Origin of the sequence: Vreelandella sp. 21, from assembly GCF_050995515.1 — a bacterium.
GTDB classification, from domain to species: domain Bacteria; phylum Pseudomonadota; class Gammaproteobacteria; order Pseudomonadales; family Halomonadaceae; genus Vreelandella; species Vreelandella alkaliphila.
Genome location: NZ_CP194673.1, coordinates 3,205,605 through 3,224,558, shown reverse-complemented (window position 1 = coordinate 3,224,558; position 18,954 = coordinate 3,205,605). Strand labels below are relative to the sequence as shown.

Annotated in this window: 13 protein-coding genes; 9 read left to right on the top strand and 4 right to left on the bottom strand. The window is 55.2% G+C overall.

Annotation, left to right across the window (positions count from 1 at the left end):
* Positions 1-1,686, bottom strand: coding sequence for an arginine--tRNA ligase (gene argS / locus ACN06F_RS14715; protein WP_038478093.1), 1,686 nt, complete (start codon positions 1,684-1,686; stop codon positions 1-3).
* Positions 1,687-1,842: 156 nt separating this feature from the next.
* Positions 1,843-4,227, bottom strand: a complete 2,385-nt coding sequence (locus tag ACN06F_RS14710) for a primosomal protein N' (RefSeq protein WP_433924169.1) — start codon at positions 4,225-4,227, stop codon at positions 1,843-1,845.
* 19 nt (positions 4,228-4,246) lie between these two features.
* Here ACN06F_RS14710 and rpmE point away from each other — a divergent pair, with 19 nt between their 5' ends.
* Both rpmE and ACN06F_RS14700 read left to right on the top strand, forming a co-directional pair.
* Positions 4,247-4,462 carry a 50S ribosomal protein L31 gene (gene rpmE / locus ACN06F_RS14705; protein ID WP_009724828.1) on the top strand — a complete coding sequence of 72 codons (216 nt, stop codon included), beginning with the start codon at positions 4,247-4,249 and terminating at the stop codon, positions 4,460-4,462.
* Positions 4,463-4,945: 483 nt separating this feature from the next.
* On the top strand, positions 4,946-6,217 hold the full coding sequence (locus ACN06F_RS14700; RefSeq protein WP_038478085.1) for a malic enzyme-like NAD(P)-binding protein: 1,272 nt from the start codon (positions 4,946-4,948) through the stop codon (positions 6,215-6,217).
* 84 nt (positions 6,218-6,301) lie between these two features.
* Here ACN06F_RS14700 and ACN06F_RS14695 read toward each other — a convergent pair whose 3' ends face one another.
* The gene (locus tag ACN06F_RS14695; protein ID WP_038478082.1) at positions 6,302-7,126 is read right to left on the bottom strand and encodes an acyl-CoA thioesterase; all 825 of its coding nucleotides are present in this window, start codon (positions 7,124-7,126) and stop codon (positions 6,302-6,304) included.
* Between the two features lie 110 nt (positions 7,127-7,236).
* Between ACN06F_RS14695 and tadA the strand changes: the two genes are divergently transcribed.
* Positions 7,237-7,689, top strand: a complete 453-nt coding sequence (gene tadA / locus ACN06F_RS14690) for a tRNA adenosine(34) deaminase TadA (protein ID WP_217181852.1) — start codon at positions 7,237-7,239, stop codon at positions 7,687-7,689.
* A gap of 49 nt (positions 7,690-7,738) precedes the next feature.
* Here the strand turns inward: tadA and mltF are convergent, their stop codons facing one another.
* Positions 7,739-9,205 (bottom strand): membrane-bound lytic murein transglycosylase MltF, encoded by a 1,467-nt coding sequence (gene mltF, locus ACN06F_RS14685; protein ID WP_253486043.1) that lies wholly within the window; start codon positions 9,203-9,205, stop codon positions 7,739-7,741.
* Between the two features lie 165 nt (positions 9,206-9,370).
* Between mltF and purL the strand changes: the two genes are divergently transcribed.
* From purL to rluB, 6 genes are all read left to right on the top strand, one after another.
* Complete coding sequence (purL, locus tag ACN06F_RS14680) at positions 9,371-13,312, top strand: phosphoribosylformylglycinamidine synthase (RefSeq protein ID WP_038478073.1); 3,942 nt, start codon at positions 9,371-9,373, stop codon at positions 13,310-13,312.
* 226 nt (positions 13,313-13,538) lie between these two features.
* Positions 13,539-14,330 (top strand): crotonase/enoyl-CoA hydratase family protein, encoded by a 792-nt coding sequence (locus tag ACN06F_RS14675; RefSeq protein WP_038478071.1) that lies wholly within the window; start codon positions 13,539-13,541, stop codon positions 14,328-14,330.
* 1 nt (position 14,331) lies between these two features.
* Positions 14,332-16,161, top strand: a complete 1,830-nt coding sequence (locus tag ACN06F_RS14670; protein ID WP_433924168.1) for a DEAD/DEAH box helicase — start codon at positions 14,332-14,334, stop codon at positions 16,159-16,161.
* Between the two features lie 111 nt (positions 16,162-16,272).
* Complete coding sequence (locus tag ACN06F_RS14665; RefSeq protein ID WP_433924167.1) at positions 16,273-17,250, top strand: segregation and condensation protein A; 978 nt, start codon at positions 16,273-16,275, stop codon at positions 17,248-17,250.
* A complete protein-coding gene (gene scpB / locus ACN06F_RS14660; protein ID WP_038478064.1) occupies positions 17,247-18,047 on the top strand; it encodes an SMC-Scp complex subunit ScpB in 801 nt (266 codons plus the stop codon). The genes ACN06F_RS14665 and scpB overlap by 4 nt, the downstream gene beginning before the upstream one ends.
* Positions 18,034-18,903: a 23S rRNA pseudouridine(2605) synthase RluB gene (gene rluB / locus ACN06F_RS14655; protein ID WP_038478061.1), complete on the top strand. Its 870-nt coding sequence runs from the start codon at positions 18,034-18,036 to the stop codon at positions 18,901-18,903. The genes scpB and rluB overlap by 14 nt, the downstream gene beginning before the upstream one ends.
* Positions 18,904-18,954 lie beyond the last annotated feature (51 nt).

Genomic DNA, 18,954 nt, shown 5'->3' with positions numbered 1-18,954 from the left:
TTACATCTCCTCTGGGGCGCTGACCCCCATAAGATCAAGGCCGTTGCGAAGCACCTGTTTGGTTGCTAGGCCAAGAGCTAAGCGTGTGTTACGCAGGGTATCGTCTTCAACCATGACTTTAACGGCGTTGTAGCACGTGTGGAAATCACCTGAAAGATCCAATAGATACTGAGCAACCTGCTGGGGCTCGCGATTTTTAGCGGCGTTTTCAACCACTTCTGGGTAGCGTGCCAAGCGATTAAGCACGGCCTTTTCCTGGTCGCTATCGAGCAGTGCGAGGTTAGCTAGAGCGACGCTGTGGTTGAATGGCTGGTCTGCATCTTCGGCTTTGCGCAGCATGCTGGATACCCGCGCATGGGCGTATTGAATGTAATACACCGGGTTATCGTTCGACTGCGAGCGCGCCAAGTCGATATCAAAGGTAAGCTGCGAATCCGCCCGGCGTGCGGCCAGGAAGAAGCGAGTAGCATCACGGCCAACTTCATCAATTAGGTCGCGCACGGTGACATAGCTGCCAGCACGTTTGGAAAGTTTTACCTCTACGCCTGAGCGGGTCACCATTACCATTTGATGCAGAACGTAGTCGGGCCAGCCTTTGGGAATGCCGACCTCCAGTGCCTGCAAGCCAGCACGAACACGGGTAACCGTGGAGTGGTGGTCAGCACCTTGCTCATTAATCACGGTTTTAAAGCCGCGTTGCCACTTATTCAGGTGGTAGGCCACATCTGGCAAGAAGTAGGTGTAGCCACCTTCCCGTTTGCGCATCACGCGGTCTTTGTCATCGCCAAAGTCAGTGGTGCGCAGCCACATGGCACCGTCTTCTTCGTACGTATGGCCATTCGCAACGAGCTTCTCAACGGTCGCGTCTACTTTGCCGTCTTGATAAAGCGATGACTCAAGGAAGTAGACGTCAAACTCAACGCCAAACGCTTTCAGGTCTAAATCCTGTTCTCGGCGCAGCCAAGCGACAGCGAAGGCCTGAATGGCATCTAGGTCATTGGCATCTGCTTTAGCGGTGACTTCACGGTCATCGGCTGCCACCGTTTTGCCTGCCATGTAGTCGTTGGCCACATCAATAATGTACTCGCCGCGATAGCCGTCTTCTGGCCAGCTGGGGTCATCTGGCCCAAGGCCCTTGGCGCGAGCTTGAACAGAAAGCGCCAGATTTTTGATCTGGGCGCCGGCATCGTTGTAATAAAATTCGCGAGTCACATCGTAGCCGGTGGCTTCTAACAGGCGGCAAATACAGTCGCCTATTGCTGCGCCACGGCCATGGCCAACATGAAGAGGTCCTGTCGGGTTGGCAGAAACAAACTCCACCTGGACTTTCTCGCCCTTGCCAATCAGGCTGCGGCCAAAAGCATCGCCGCTATCGAGCACCTGAGCAACAATTTGAGCGGCCGCATCCGTGGCAGCAAAAAAATTAATAAAGCCGGGGCCAGCAATCTCGGTTTTTTGAATTGCATCGCTCGCGGGGAGGGCGGCGACCAGTAGATCGGCTAGCTCGCGCGGCTTCTTTGCTGCGGGCTTCGCCAGCATAAGCGCTAGGTTGGTGGCGTAGTCGCCGTGCGCTTTATCTTTAGTGGGGTCAACTTTAATCGTCGGCTGTAAATCGTCGGGCAGCACGCCTTGGTGCTTAAGCGCGTCAATCGCGCCTTCTAGCAAAGTAACAATTGTGTCTTTCATTTAAATATCCGAATGTCGTCAGTGGCGGCGTGTGCATGCGCTCATGTTAGGCAGCGGCAAAGCGGTCATTATCGGCAATTGGCGCGCAGTTTCAAAGCCGTATTACGTTACAGGGCGAGCCAATGGCCCACGATATGTCTATCTCTACGCGAGACTCTACGCGAGAGTTTGCGGGTCAATGTCGATTGACCATCGGACTTTGCGCGCCTCACGATTGGCTTCTAACCACTGTACCAGCCAGTTAGCAGCGGTGTGGCGCTGGCTACGTTTGTCTGCTGCCAGCATGATGTGCACATGATAACGGTTTTGACGGCGCTCCATGGGAGCTGGGACGGGGCCTAAGCAGCGCACCGGTAGTTTTACCATTGTTAACCATTGTTGAAGTGCTTGAGCAGCCTGCTGGCCCAAAGCAGTGGCAGCTTCTTCATGAGGGCTTTCAATGCGTAGCAATGCCATAAAACAAAAAGGCGGCAGCATAGCGAGGCGGCGCTCTTCCAAAAGGCTACGAGCGAGTGCGCCATAACCATGCTCTGCAAGTTGGCCCAAGTGCGGGTCATCTGGGTGCAGCGTTTGTACCAGTACTCGCCCAGGATGAGCGGCACGTCCTGCGCGACCGGCGACCTGCTCCAGCAACTGCGCGCTGTGTTCCAACGCGCGAAAATCAGCAGCGTAAAGCCCACCGTCGGCATTAACGACGACGACCAGCGTGACATGGGGTAGGTGGTGGCCTTTCGCCAGCATCTGGGTACCGACGAGCAAGCATGGCTCGCCTCGCTGGATCTCTTTGAGTATCTGCTCAAAGCTCTCTTTTTTACGCGTACTGTCGCGGTCAATACGGTGAACGGTGACGTTTGGGAACAATCCCTGCAACGTTTCTTCAGTTCGTTCGGTACCGCTGCCCAGGGCGCGTAGGTCACCGCTGCCACACTCGGGGCAAGCGTCTGGTAGCGCGCGCCGACTATCGCAATGGTGGCAGGCCAAAAGGGGAGGCTGGCGGTGTAGCGTCATGCGCGAGTCGCACTGTCCGCACTCGGCGATCCACCCACAGCTATGGCAAGCCAGCGTTGGCGCGAATCCCCGTCGGTTAATAAAAACGAGCGCCTGCTTGCCTGACGCTAAGGTGTTTTTGATAGCGGTGATGGCGCCGGGCAGAAGCCCCCCCTGGCGTCGCTGATGACGTAGGTCAATCAATTCAAGCTTGGCTGGTGGGTGTCGACTGGGACGTTGGGTGAGGCGCAGATGGCGATAGTGGCCGGAAAGTGCTTGCTGCAAACTCTCAAAAGAAGGCGTGGCGCTGCCTAACAGCAGGGGGATATTGTGGTAATGAGCCCTGGCAACGGCTAAGTCCCGGGCGTGGTAGCGAAGCCCGTCGTGCTGTTTATAGGAGCCATCATGCTCTTCGTCGACGATAATGGCGCCTGGGTTTTTGAGTGGCGTAAAAATAGCCGAACGGGTGCCGATAATGACTAGCGCGCGGCCATTGGCAGCGGCTTCCCATACATCCAGGCGCTCCAGGTCGGTAAGCCCCGAGTGTAGCGCCACTACCGGTACCCTAAAGCGGCTCTTAAAGCGCGCCAGGGTTTGAGGCGTGAGGCCTATTTCAGGCACCAGTACCAGAGACTGCTTGCCCTTAGCGGCGAGGGCTTCAATTAGCTGAAGATAAATTTCGGTTTTACCGCTTCCGGTCACGCCTTCAAGTAAGCAGGGATGGTAGCTTTCGAGCTTTTCATGCAATACGGCAAGTGCCGAGGCCTGCTCTCTGTTCAGCGGCAGTGATGGTGAGGCCAGCAGGTTGCCGCCAGCGTACGGTGTTGCGGTTAGCGTGGCTTCCTGGGCACGGGCGAAGCCCTTTTTTTGCAAGGCTAGCAGCTGTTCACGGGTGAAACCATGAGCAGTGATTGCTCGACCAGCCAGTCCATGTGGATGCTGACGCAGCAGGGCATATAGCTCGGCTTGTTTCGGTGCTCGCTGAAGCGGCAGGTCGTCCCCAGGTGACAGCGGCAGCCACAGGGTCTGTGTTCGTCCCCCCATCGGATGGCCCTGGCGCAGCCGGGCAGGCATGGCCAGCTGCATCGTGTCGCCTAAGCTGTGCTGATAATAACGGGCCGCGAAATGGCATAGCCACTGCCAGTCGTTGGGCAGGGGGGTGTCATCGAGCACCTCGCTAATAGCGCGTAGCTTCCCGTGAGGCAGTTCGCTGCCATTGGCAAGTTCTGCCACCACGCCGACCACTTCTCTGCGGCCAAAGGGGACGCGTACTCTAAGGCCTATCTGCCAGCCACAAGCGGGTGGTTGGCGTGTTGGTAAATAGTCAAATAAACGCCGCAGTGGTGATGGTAGAGCGACTTTTAGCACTTGAAAAGGTGCTGAGGACCCGCCTTGAGGGCGTGCCTGGTTAGAAACAGAGTCGGACAATTGGCCTCCGGCGTTTAGTTTGCTAGAATGCGCGGCCGCTCTGAATCTATAGGATGGAGCGGTTAACCGGTTAGCAGTTTTTTCAAACCCGTATGCGGTGCCTGGCAACGGATCAGGTGGCGGCATACAGCTCATGAGGCTCAAGATGAAACAAGGTATCCACCCGAATTACAACACGGTCACCGCTAGCTGTTCTTGCGGTGCAAGCTTCCAGGTTGGTTCTACCTCTGGTCAGGACTTCTCTCTGGACGTGTGCTCCAACTGCCACCCGTTCTACACTGGTAAGCAGAAGCAAGCGACCACTGGTGGCCGTGTAGAACGCTTTAACAAGCGTTTCGGCGCTGCCGTTAAGCGCGGCTAATCCTAACGGATTTGCGCTGCTGCAAACACACAATGTGTTTGCAATATAAGCCCACGCTACGGCGTGGGCTTTTTATTCTCAGAGGCACGCTTTTTCCATTTTCCTTTCCCTTTCTTACCTGATAGGCCTTCTGAAGGCTTATTTTGCTTAGTAATAATGTATCCATGGATGCTTCTAGCAGATGCTTAAAATAGATACTTGTCCACAGCCGCTTCTGTAAAGGCAGGCCTGTGGAAAGGTTGGTTTTTTATGATTTTTAATGGAATTTATTTTCATAAATTCCGCATTGCATCAATAAGCAAACCTTTATGGCTATCGTGCTTATTTATAAGTTGCAGCAAATGGTGTTGAAAAGTTACGAACATGTTGGAAACGGGTTTGAAACAACTGTTTTTCTGCAAAGTTTACTACGTGCTTGAGGCGCATGGGTTTTTTCTATATTCTGGAGTGACTTTTCTACTTTAGGCTGATTGGACCTTGACCATGATGGATGCAAATAAGCAAGCGGCTTTGGATTATCACGCTAAACCGATTCCCGGTAAGCTGTCTGTGGAGTTAACCAAACCCACAGCTACCGCGCGTGATCTGGCGCTGGCGTATAGCCCTGGCGTTGCTGAGCCGGTTCGCGAAATCGCCCGTGAGGCGGAAAACGCGTATCGCTACACTGGTAAAGGGAATCTGGTCGCTGTCATTTCTGACGGAACTGCCATTCTAGGCCTTGGTAACCTTGGCCCGCTGGCCAGTAAGCCGGTTATGGAAGGTAAGGGCGTACTGTTTAAGTGCTTTGCAGGCATTAACTCAGTCGATATTGAAGTGGATGCTGAAAGCCCGCAGGCGTTTATCGATACGGTGGCGCGTATTGCGGATACCTGGGGTGGTATTAACCTGGAAGATATCAAAGCTCCCGAATGCTTTGAAATCGAAAAAGCCTTGATTGATCGCTGCAGTATTCCAGTATTTCACGATGATCAGCATGGTACGGCCATTGTGACCGCTGCCGGTATGCTTAATGCGCTGGATATTGCCAATAAGCGTATTGAAGATGTGAAGATTGTCTGTATGGGCGCGGGAGCTGCAGCGATTGCCTGCATGCGTTTGCTAGTGTCGTGTGGCGCTAATAAAAAGAATTTGGTGATGCTTGATCGTCGCGGTGTTATTCACGCTGATCGCGATGGCATTAACGAGTATAAAGCTGAATTCGCCCGCCATACCAATATGCGCACGTTAGACGATGCCATCGACGGTGCTGATGTGTTTATTGGTCTTTCAGGCCCGGGGCTGCTTTCTGCCGAGCAAGTGAAAAAAATGGCCGCAGACCCGGTTATTTTCGCCTGTACTAACCCAGATCCGGAAATTCACCCAGCTGTGGCCCGCGAGGCACGCCCTGATGTGATCATGGCCACCGGCCGTTCGGATTTCCCGAATCAGGTAAATAACGTATTGGGTTTCCCGTTTATTTTCCGAGGTGCTTTGGATGTTCGGGCGACACGCATTAATGAAGCCATGAAGCTGGCTGCTGTCCACGCTCTGAAGGATCTAGCCCGAGAGCCGGTACCCCAAGAAGTGTTAGACGCCTACGAGCGCACTGAGATGAGTTTTGGGCGTGAGTACATTATCCCAACACCGGTCGATATTCGCCTGCTAGACCGAGTTTCTTCGGCGGTGGCTCAGGCAGCCGTAGACTCAGGTGTGGCGCGTAAGCCTTATCCCGCGCACTATCCGCTCAAAACTATTAATGACGTTTACGGTGCGTAAACTTTTTAGCGCACGTTGATGTATCCTCCGACGCCCGCTGATAGCGGGCGTCGATGTTTTTGCGCACCGGTTGATTGATGCGCTTTAGTGTTGTTGCGGGTAGCGCACCAGTCCTTCTTGAGCGGTAGAGGCCACCAAGTGCCCATCGCGTCGGTAAATATGACCGCGCGCTAAACCGCGGGCGCCGCCAGCCCAGGGAGAGTCAATCACGTAGAGTAACCAGTCATCCAGGCGGGTATCTTCGTGTAGCCACAGGGCATGGTCCAGGCTGGCGATGCGCAGTTTGGGATCGGTAAACTTGATACCGTGGGGAACCAGTCCGGTCGTTAGTAGGTTGAAGTCCGATGCGTAGGAAAGCAGGTGGCGATGCAGGGCTGGATCATCGGGCAGCGTTCCGCCCGCTAGGCGAAACCATAGGCACTGACCTGCAGGCGATGCATTGTCTGGATTGCCTTTTAAATGCAGAAACTCGATAGGATGACCTGGGAAACGCGCATGTTTTACATCTCCACTTTCGATTAACGCTTCTGGCGTAGGCACGTGGGGCATGGCGCGCTGGTGGTTAATGCTCTCTTCGGCGCTTTGAAACGAAGCGCTACAGAAGAAGATCGGGCGCCCTTTTTGAATAGCGGTAACGCGCCGAGTAGTAAAGCTACCACCATCGCGAATCGTGTCTACTTGGTAGACGACGGGGCGGTGAGGGTCGCCGGGACGCAGAAAATAGCCATGCTGTGAGTGTGGGCGGCGATCATCGGGCACGGTGCGGGCCGCAGCTGCTAATGCTTGGCCTAATACCTGGCCACCGTAGAGTTGTGGGAAGCCGAGGTCTTGGCTTTGGCCACGAAATAGCGTCTCTTCAAGTGTTTCCAGCTCTAGTAAGCTTACCAGTAACTTCAGCGCATCGTTCATTCTCGGTATCCTTAGTGCTGTCCGTTTGGCCGCTAATGTTTGCCAGGGTATCTATGCGGCTATGGCACAATTAAAACGATCGTTTTGCTACCTTAGCGGAGTTTGTCTTGATACGCAGCGACGAATTTTACATGCACCGAGCGCTTGACCAAGCACACCTTGCCTTTAAAGAGGGCGAGGTGCCGGTGGGGGCTGTAGTGGTGGATGCTCTGGGAACTATTATAGGTGCAGGGCGAAACTCACCGGTAGCTAGTTGCGACCCTAGCGGTCACGCGGAAATTCGCGCGCTGAGAGCAGCGGGACAGCAAGTAGGTAACTATCGCTTAGAGGGCTGCACACTATTTGTAACGCTTGAGCCATGCATGATGTGTGCGGGTGCCATGGTCCATGCCCGCTTAACACGCTTGGTGTATGGTGCGGCAGAGCCGCGCACGGGGATGGTCGAATCAAAAGCCAACTTGCTTGCTCAGCCGTGGTTCAATCATCAAGTAGTCGTCACCAGTGGTGTGCTGGCAGCGCCGGCAAAAAAATTGCTAAAACAGTTTTTTGCTACGAAACGCTAGCCCGCTACTATCGTCAACGAGTGGCGGTATAGAGAGTAGCAACCAATCATTATTCCATGGGTGGAATAATATCAAAGAGTAACAGAGGCTCATCGCTAACCAGTGTTTGTCCCAACTGGAAAAACTGCTGGCGACTGCGTTCGACGTACTCAATCATCTCGTAGTAGCGGCGAATGTTGCGTACATAGATCACAGGCTCACCGCCGCGTGCATAGCCATGGCGAGTTTGGCTGTGCCATTCCCGTTGCTGAAGTAAGGGCAGCGCTGCACGGACATCTTGCCAGCTGTCTGGGTTGCCGCCGCGCATTTCGGCGATCTTGCGGGCATCGTATAGGTGCCCGAGTCCAACGTTATAGGCTGCCATCGCCATGTAGAGCCGGTCATTGCCGACAATGCTCTCTGGCAGGCGATCTTTAATACTACGTAAATAGCGGGCGCCACCATCAATGCTTTGGGCAGGATTAGTGCGGTCAGCAATGCCCATCTCGCTGGCGGTTGGGTTGGTGAGCATCATTAGGCCGCGCACCCCGGTGGGAGACACTGCGTTAGGGTCCCAGTGAGATTCCTGATAGCCCACGGCGGCCAGCAGTTTCCAGTCAAACCCCGTGTCTCGAGCAGCCTTTTTGAAAAGCTCGCTATAGGTTGGCAGGCGTTCATCAAGATGGGCTAAAAACGTGCGTGTTCCCACGTACTCCAAATAATCATCATGGCCAAAATAGCGGCTGACGAGCTGCTCCAGCGTGCCACTTTCCTGCAGTTCTTGAAGAAACTGATTGGCAGTTTCCAATAGCCCCAGCCCGCGCCCGCTAGGTACCGCCCAGGCTAATGACAGCGGCTCTCCCAAAAAGAAACCGCGCTCGACGTTAGGGAAAAAGAGCCGATTGAGACGAAACTGATGATCAAAAATAATTGCGGCATCCAGCGTGCCGTTTTCCACCCGAGCCAGCAGTTCTGCTACTTCAAGCTCGTGAGACTCTTTCCAGCTTAAACTTGGGTAGTCGCGCTGAAGGGCGAGGAGTGATTGGCTGGTGCCTGCTTCGCTAAGCGTGCCTAATTCCAAACCAACTAAATTTTTTGGCTCGTTTATGCCGTTCAAGCCGCGACGATAAACCACCAGTGGCTGCATCTGGATAATTGAGCGGGTGTAATGAATGCCGGGTGAATCTGGCAGCAAGGGTAGCGCCGCAGCACCTAGGTCTCCTTGTTCTCGTACGGCAGGCAGCACGCTTTCAGGATGGTGGCTTGCATTGAGATTTAAGCTAACCCCCAAATAGTCAGCAAATCGATGCATCAGCTCATATTCAAAGCCAGTGGGGCCTTGGCGGCCTTCATAGTAAGTGGTTGGTGTGTTGCGGGTATGAATAGTAATAAATTCTTTCGCGATGATCTGAGCGAGGTGCTCACCTTGCGGTACCGGCGTGGTGGCGCGCGGAATTAACGCTAAGAAAAGCGTAACAATGACTGCAAAATAGGCGCGATAACGCGCTATAAAATGTCGGCAAATCAACGTCAGCATGGCGTCTTGTCGGCATGAAACAAGCTGCCACGATACCCAGCCTGAGAGATGCTGTCACCTTGTTGATTTCGTGTGGCCGCCGCTTTCCAGTATCATAGTGAGATTGCCGCGCTGCGGCCCACTGATTTCCCGCACGAACTCTTCCTGCTTTAGAGGCTCCCAGATATGCTCGAACTGCGAGGCGCACCTGCCCTTTCTGCCTTCCGCCATGAACGGCTGTTAACGGTGTTGCGTGAACGTGTTCCCGAGGTGGAGGCGTTGTCCGCCCATTACGTCCACTTCATAGACCACCGCGAGACACTGGATGATGCTGCCCAGGAGTGTTTGGCCAAGCTGCTTGATTATGGCAGCCACGCAAGCCAAGACATTCCTGAAAACGCCCAGCGCTTCCTGGTTGTGCCGCGTTTAGGCACCCAGTCGCCATGGTCTTCTAAAGCAACTGATATTGCTCATAACTGTGGGCTGCACCAGATTGATCGCATCGAACGTGGTGTCGATTATCGGGTAGCGCTGCGCAGTGAGCCTAGCGCTGAACAGTTAGACGCGATCAGCGCGTTACTGCACGACCGTATGACGGAGAACGTGCTGTCTGACGTTGCTGATGCGGTCAAATTGTTTGCTCATCATACCCCTGCGCCACTGGGCAGTGTCGATATCTTGGAAGGCGGCCGTGAGGCATTGGCGACAGCCAACCGAGAATTAGGGCTGGCGCTTGCTGACGATGAAATCGACTATCTGGTGGCTGCGTTTATTGAGCTTGGTCGCAACCCTAGCGATGTCGAGCTGATGATGTTTGCCCAGGCGAACTCGGAGCACTGCCGCCACAAAATCTTTAACGCGGACTGGGTTATTGATGGCGAGGCCCAGAGTCATTCGCTGTTTAAGATGATTAAGAACACCTTTGCGACCTCGCCGGATAACGTGCTCTCGGCCTATAGCGACAACGCAGCGGTGATCAAAGGTAGCCAAGGGGGGCGTTTCTTCCCCACGCCACTGATCGGCGCTGAGGGGGAGCGGGCCAGCTACGACGCCCACCAAGAGCCCATCCACATTCTGATGAAGGTGGAAACCCACAACCACCCTACAGCGATTGCACCATTCCCAGGCGCGGCGACCGGCTCTGGTGGTGAAATTCGTGATGAGGGGGCGACCGGTATCGGCGGCAAGCCGAAGGCCGGCCTGTCGGGCTTTACCGTATCCAACCTGCGCATCCCCGAGTTCGTACAACCCTGGGAAGCGTTTGACTACGGCAAGCCAGAGCGCATGCAGTCGGCGCTGCAAATTATGCTGGACGGCCCCATCGGTGGTGCGGCGTTTAACAATGAATTTGGCCGGCCTAATCTGACGGGCTACTTCCGTACCTACGAGCAGGATACGCTGAGCGACGATGGTATCGAGCGTCGCGGCTTCCACAAGCCGATTATGCTGGCCGGTGGTTATGGCAATATTCGTGCTCACCATGTGCAGAAAGGCGAAATTCCCGTTGGTGGCAAGCTAATCGTGATGGGCGGCCCAGCCATGCTAATCGGCCTGGGTGGTGGAGCAGCGTCTAGCATGGCATCAGGCGAGTCTAGCGCGGACTTAGATTTTGCCTCGGTGCAGCGGGAAAACCCGGAAATTGAGCGTCGCGCCCAGGAGGTCATCGACCGCTGTTGGGCGCTGGGCGATAAAAACCCGATTCGCTTTATTCACGATGTAGGTGCAGGCGGGCTTTCCAACGCCTTACCGGAGCTGGTCAAAGACGGTAATCGCGGTGGTCTGTTTGACCTGCGTGCAGTGCCTAACGCTGAGCCAGGTATGAGCCCGCTGGAAATTTGGTGTAACGAAGCCCAAGAGCGTTATGTGCTGGCCGTTGCCCCCGAAGACCTGGATACCTTTGACGCACTGTGCAAGCGCGAACGTTGCCCCTATGCGGTGGTCGGCGAGGCCATGGAGCATCATCATCTGGAAGTTCGCGACGGCCATTTTGATACCAAGCCGGTCGATCTGCCGATGAGCGTGTTGTTTGGCAAACCGCCGAAGATGACGCGTTCGTTTGAACGTCAAACTTTAGAGCTTTCTGGCGTCATGCTCGACAATCTGGATCTGCGCGAAGCGATGGATCGAGTGTTGCGCCTGCCAACCGTGGCATCGAAGAGCTTTTTGATTACCATTGGCGACCGTTCAATTACCGGCCAAGTCGCCCGCGATCAGATGGTTGGCCCTTGGCAGGTACCGGTGGCCGATGTGGCCGTGACCACTGCTAGCTTCGACACCCACGCTGGTGAAGCCATGGCGATGGGCGAGCGCCCGCCAGTGGCGCTGATTAACCCCGCTGCCAGCGCCCGTCTGGCCGTTGCCGAAGCGATTACTAACTTAGCTGCGGCGCCAATTGCCAAACTGTCGGATATTAAGCTTTCAGCGAACTGGATGAGCGCTGCCGACCATCCCGGTGAAAATCAGGCGCTCTATGATGCTGTACATGCCGTAGGTATGGAGCTGTGTCCGGCACTCGGCATTGCCATTCCGGTGGGTAAGGATTCCATGTCAATGCGTACCGCTTGGCAGGAAGGCGACAGTTCGGACGAAAACAGTGCCGACGAAAAGAGCATCACATCGCCGCTTTCGCTGGTGGTGACGGGGTTTGCGCCAGTGACCGATGCAATGGCGACGCTGACACCGCAAATCAATCTGGAGCAGGACGAATCAGATCTGATTCTGATCGACCTGGGAAATGGACAAAACCGCTTAGGTGGTTCTGCGCTGGCGCAAGTCTATGGTCAAGTCGGTAATGACTGTCCTGATGTTGATGACCCAGAAGACCTGAAGGCGTTTTTTGAGGTCATTCAGGGGCTCAACCGCGATGGCAAGCTGCTGGCCTACCACGACCGTAGCGATGGTGGCCTGCTGGTCACGCTGTTGGAAATGGCCTTTGCTGCCCATGCGGGCCTTGAGATTAAGCTGGACTGGCTGATTGATGAGCCGGTGGAAGCGTTCAATGCGCTGTTCTCTGAAGAGCTGGGTGCGGTGATTCAGGTGAGCCGTGAGCACACTGAAGAAGTGCTTACCCAGTTTGCCGTTGCAGGTATCGAAACATGCGGTGTTATTGCGCGTCCCCGTTATGACGACCAGGTGCGGGTAACGCTGTTTGAAGAGCCGCTGCTGGAAACTACTCGCCAACTGACTCAGCGCACCTGGGCGGAAACCAGTTACCGCATGCAGGCGCTGCGTGATAACCCCGAATGCGCTAAGAACGAATTCGATAACCTGCTGGATGTTCGTGATCCTGGCCTAAGCGCCGCGCCTAGCTTTGATATCAACGATGATATCAGCGCGCCGTTTATCAACACGGCCAAGCCTGCTGTTGCCGTGCTGCGCGAACAAGGTGTTAATGGTCAGGTCGAGATGGCTTGGGCATTCCATAAAGCGGGCTTTGACGCAGTGGATGTGCACATGAGTGACATCCTGGAAGGGCGTGTTTCGCTTGATGAGTTCAAAGGGCTAGTCGCCTGCGGCGGTTTCTCTTACGGCGATGTGCTGGGTGCAGGTGGCGGTTGGGCGAAGTCGGTACTGTTCAATGAGCGTGCCCGTGAGCAGTTTGCCAACTTCTTCACCCGTGATGACAGCTTCTCGCTGGGCGTGTGCAATGGTTGTCAGATGCTCTCGCAGCTTAAGACACTGATTCCGGGGGCTGAAAGCTGGCCTGCGTTTGAGCGTAACGAATCTGAGCAGTTTGAAGCACGTGTGGCGATGGTGCGGGTAGAGAAAAGCCCGTCGATTCTGCTGGCGGGTATGGAAGGCTCTAAATTACCGATTGCTGTGGCCCACGGCGAAGGACGTGCTGAGTTCCGTGATACCGCGCATCTGCGCAGTATGCAGTCCAGCAGCCAGATAGCGCTGCGTTATATCGACAACTACGGTCAAGTAACAACCCGCTACCCAGCTAACCCTAACGGCTCGCCGTCAGGAATCACCGGCCTCACCACGCCGGATGGCCGCGTGACCATTATGATGCCTCACCCAGAGCGGGTGGCTCGTGCGGTTACCAACTCCTGGCGTCCGGCCGAGTGGACTGAGGATGGCGCTTGGCTGCGTTTATTCCGTAACGCCCGTGTATGGCTGGGCTGATACGCCCTGCCATGCTAAAGAAAAGCGGCCTGCGGGCCGCTTTTTTCCTGTGGTGGAGAAGTGATCTTGGCGGTGGTTGCGATAGAATGAAACGTGTGTTTGAAAATGCTTCATCTTCGCGCCACACTCAGTTCACAAGCGCTTTTATCACGTCATAAGCGCACTACTTCACAAGCTCAGCTATCGCCCATCGATGGCGAGCCAAAGGAATCTTCTGGGAGCTCGAATGCATCAAATCCTCAATGAACGTGTGACCCTGACCTTCGCTGACCACGTGGCTGAGGTCATGTTGTCGCGACCTGACCACCATAATGGCCTGGATTGGGCCATGATTGATGGTCTGTTGGCAGCCCAACAGTGCCTGACCCAGCTCGCTGGGCTGCGTGCGGTGGTCTTGAGCGGCGATGGTGACAGCTTTTGCGCGGGACTCGATATGGCGTCGATCATGAGCGAGGCGGAGCGGCTGCCCACCCTGCTGGCGTCCGATGAAGCGGGCATCAACTCGGTTCAGCGCTTGGCTCTAGGCTGGCGCGAGGCGGGCGTTCCCGTGGTGGCTGCTCTGCACGGGCATGTTTACGGCGGCGGCTTGCAGATAGCCTTGGGCGCCGATATCCGCATTCTCCACCCCCGCGCACGTCTGGCGCTGCTTGAGATCGACTGGGGGATCATCCCTGATATGGCCATTAGCGTGACTGGAGCGGGGCTGCGTCAGGATGTACTCCAGGAATTGGCGATAAGTGGGCGCAAGGTATCAGGTGAAGAGGCCTATCAGTTGGGCTTGGGCAGCCGCCTGAGCGATACGCCCCAGGAAGCCGCCCGGGAAACCGCTGCGCTTATTGCCTCGCGCTCACCTCGTGCCGTCGCTGCGGCTCGTGAACTGTTTGCATGCAGTCCGGATTTAGCCCCTCGTGATCGACTAGCCCTCGAAGCGCATTTGCAGCAGCAGCTTTTAGCCGGTGCCGAGCAGCGTGAGGCGGTGAGTGCACGAATGGAGCGTCGCGCCCCGCGTTTCGACTGACATGCCTCAATTCAGCCCTTCCAGCGATCCCATTTCTGGCCCACCACCCCGTTTACGCCCCTACCAAACGGAGGCTGTAAAACGCGTGGTGGGCCACTTCCGTGCCAGCAGCGCGCCTGCAGTGGTGGTATTGCCCACTGGGAGCGGTAAGTCGTTAGTGATTGCTGAGCTGGCCAGGCTAGCCCGTGGCCGTGTGCTGGTGCTGGCCCACGTGCGTGAGCTGGTTGAGCAAAATCATGCCAAGTACCAAGCCTACGGGCTTCAGGCAGATATTTTCAGTGCAGGTCTTAAGCGTAAAGAAGCCAGCCGACAAGTGGTGTTTGGCTCGGTGCAGTCGGTGGTGCGTAATCTGGAGCGCTTCAGTGACGCCAGTTTTACGTTACTGGTGATTGATGAATGCCACCGAGTATCGCTGGAAAAAGATGCCAGCTATCGCCAAGTGATTGAGCATCTGCAGCGTCAGAACCCACAGCTAAAAATTCTCGGCTTAACCGCTACGCCGTTTCGGTTAGGGCAGGGATTTATCTACCACCGCCATCACCATGGCATGGTGCGTGGCGATGAAGCGTGCTTCTTTGCCGACTGCGTCTTTGAACAGCCGCTACGATTGATGGTGAAACAAGGTTTTTTGGCGGCGCCTAAACGGCTGGATATGGCCATTGAAGGCTACGATTTTTCTGCCTTGGCTCCTGCGCCCAGTGGGTTGTTTCGTGAGGAAGAGCTCAATCGCGTTGTTGCCGGTAGCCGTGCTACGCCAAGGATTATTCAGCAGGTGGTTGAGTACGCTGAAGAACGTCAAGGAGTGATGATTTTTGCCGCAACGGTTGCTCATGCTGAAGAAATCATCAGCTACTTACCTGCGGGCCAAGCGGCGTTGATTACCGGCGCGACGGCCTCCCAAGAGCGCGCCTCTCTGATTGAGGCGTTCAAGGCGCGTGAGCTTAAGTTTCTAGTTAATGTGGCCGTGCTAACCACAGGATTCGATGCGCCCCATGTGGATTTAATCGCTATTCTGCGGCCCACGGAATCGGTGAGCCTTTATCAGCAGATTGTTGGTCGAGGGCTGCGTTTATCGCCGGACAAAACCAACTGCCTAGTGTTGGATTTCGCAGGAAATCCCTGGGACCTTTATGCGCCAGAAGTCGGCGAGCCAAAACCAGACAGCGACAGCGAACCGGTCCAGGTTGAGTGCCCGGCGTGTGGCCATGCCAATCTGTTTTGGGGTAAGCGTGATGGAGAGCTGGTGATTGAACATTTTGGCCGCCGCTGCCAGGGGCTGGTAGACAATCCCAATCCGCCCGCTAAGCCGGGCAAGGGCAGGCAGGGCATTTATCAAAAACAGTGTGATTTTCGTTTTCGCTTTAAAGTTTGTGAGCAGTGTGGCGCTGAGAATGATATTGCCGCCCGCCGATGTCATGGTTGCGAGCAACTGCTGGTGGATGCCGACGATAAGCTCAAAGACGCACTCAAATTAAAAGATGCCAAAGTGCTGCGAGTCAGCGGTATGCAGTTAGAGGTCACGGCCAATGGGCGGGGGCTACCACGTCTAAAGGTGACCTATTACGATGAAGATGGCGCGAGCTTGGTGGAGTGGTTTGCGCTGGAAACGCCTGCTCAACGGCGGGTATTTTATGCTGTTTTTTTACGTAACCACCTGCGTGCCCCAGGCGCTAAGTGGCAGCCTGCTTCGCCGACCGAGGTGGTCGAAGAGCAGCGCCGCCTGCGCCATCCTGATTTTGTTGTGGGGCGTAAAGTCGGGCGGCACTGGCAGCTTCGCGATAAGCTGTTTGACTACCAAGGGCGTTATCGCAAGGCGGCTGAGGCAGGCTAGCGATAATGCCTCGATAGGTGGCACGCTGTTACACTGGCGGGCATAGCCATTTAACTAACCATGGGCGCTTAACTAACCATGGATGTTTAACTAAAAAGGAACACGCCCCGCGTGAGCGAGACGCCAAACGTCCCCGTTGATCACGAACTTATTGAGCCAGCTGCCGAACCGGTAGTGGAAGCGCTTGGGCGTCTGTTTGATGAGCCCATCATGCAGTTGCCGGAGGATCTCTATATACCTCCGGAGGCGCTACGCGTGTTTCTAGAGGCTTTCGAAGGGCCGCTTGATCTGCTGCTCTATCTTATTCGCCGTCAGAACCTGGATATCTTGACGATCAATGTGGCGACTATTACTCATCAATACATTGAGTATGTGGAACTGATGAAAGCCATGGAGATTGAGCTGGCCGGAGAGTACTTATTAATGGCGGCTATGCTGGCGGAAATTAAATCCCGCACACTACTGCCACGCCCACCGAAGGCAGAAGGCGAAGAGGAAGAAGATCCCAGGGCTGAGCTAATTCGCCGTCTGCAAGAGTATGAGCGCTTAAAGGAAGCCGCCGAAACGTTGGACACGCTGCCTCGGGTAGGGCGTGACTGGTTTAGTGTGCAGGCGGGTCTGCCCCCGTTAGAGGCACGGGTAATTCATCCCGATGTAGGGTTAGATGAGCTGTTGGGAGCGCTGACAGATATTCTGAAACGCGCTGAGTTGGCGCAAGCCCACCAAATCAGCCGTGAGGTTCTCTCTACCCGCGAACGCATGCTGAAAATTATGGAGCAGTTAAGTCACGACGGGGACCATCAGCGCTATACCCCGTTTGAAGCGTTGTTTACGCTGGAAGAGGGGCGTGCTGGAGTCGTTGTTACGTTTATGGCTATTTTAGAATTAGCCAAAGAAGCCATGATCGAAATTGTTCAGAACGCGCCACTGTCGCCCATTCATGTGCGTGCGCGGCGTGCAGCCCTCACAGATGGAGAAGAAGAGAGCGCATTTGAGGAGGCTGACTCAGACGATGACGCCTCAGAATCTGCGTTTGAAGAGTGCGCGTTTGAAGAGTCAGTATTTGAGCCTGACGAGGAGTCGCCGTGAGAGACACCACGTTAGACGATATTATTGAAGCGGCATTACTTGCCGCTGGCGAGCCGCTTTCTCTAGAGCGGCTTGAAACGCTGTTTTTAGAAGACGAGTGTCCGTCTAAAAAAGCACTGCGCGATACGTTGTCCCGCCTTGTCCTGCGCCATGAAGACGGGGCGCTGGAGCTAGTAGAGACCGCATCAGGGTTCCAGTTGCGTATTCGCCCACGGCTCTCTCATTGGGTGTCGCGCCTATGGGATGAGCGGCCACAGCGATACTCCCGGGCATTGTTGGAAACACTGGCGCTGATTGCTTATCGACAGCCGGTGACGCGGGGTGATATCGAAGACGTGCGCGGTGTAAGTGTTAGCAGCTCTATTATCCGTACGCTAATGGAGCGGGGATGGATTCGCGTGGTAGGCCACCGAGATGTGCCTGGGCGACCAGCTGTTTATGCCACCACCCGCAGCTTTTTAGATGATTTTGGCCTGAAAACCTTGGATGCATTGCCGCCGATGCATGAGCTGGTCAATGCCGATGATAGCGATACGGTTATTGAGCAAGATGAAGCGCAACCAGCACTGGACGAAACGCCAGAAACCGTGCAGGATGCGCCACCCCAGAGTGAAGAGATAAACTCAGCTGAGATTGTTGCAGCAGAGATAGCTGATAAACACGCCGAGACGGCGTTAACCCAGCCGCTGAGTTTTGCCGATTTAGAGGCACGCCTAGCGGCACGTGCGCAGCGTAACGATGATGATGCGCGCACGCAGACTAACGATGTGAGGTCAGACGACCATGAGTCAGAGTAATAACACCACCCCCCCCACCAGTGAAAAGCTGCAAAAAGTACTGGCCCGGGCAGGGCTAGGGTCACGTCGCGAAATGGAAACTGCCATTTCCGACGGCCGGGTAAAGGTTAATAGCCAGGTAGCCAAGTTAGGCGACCGAGTAGAAGCCCGCGACAAGGTCAGTTTTGATGATCGCCCTGTGTCGCTGCGCCCCGAAGAGGAAGTGCCGCGCCGTGTGATTATGTACAACAAGCCGGAAGGTGAGCTGTGCACACGCAAAGACCCAGAAGGGCGTCGCACGGTGTTTGAACGTCTTCCGCGGCTGAAAGGCGAGCGCTGGGTTGCCATTGGCCGTTTGGATATTAACACTAGCGGCTTATTGTTATTCACCACAGACGGCGAGCTTGCTAACCGACTAATGCACCCTTCGACCCAGGTAGAGCGTGAGTACGCGGTTCGAGTGATGGGTGAAGTCAAGCGCGAACATATTGTCGCCATGGTTGATGGCGTCATGTTAGAAGATGGTCCTGCGCGCTTTACTGACGTACAAGAGTTTGGTGGCGAAGGCATTAATACCTGGTTCCACGTGGTGATTTTAGAAGGTCGTAACCGCGAAGTGCGTCGCTTGTGGGAATCTCAGGGGCTAACGGTTAGCCGTCTGAAGCGGGTGCGCTACGGCAATATCTTCCTGGACAAGCGCGCTAAAGCAGGCGAGTGGGTTGAGCTTTCCCAGGATGAGGTCGACGACCTGGCCACATTGGCAAACCTGGAAACTCGCAAGGTACCTGCACTAACACCCGACGAGAAAAATCGCTGGAGCCGTGATAAACACAAACGCCGCCCGGTTCAAGCCATGCGTAAGCCTAAGCGTGGCTAGGAATAATTAAGAGTGGTTGGAAGTAGCTAAAAAGAGTGATTTTGACGGATG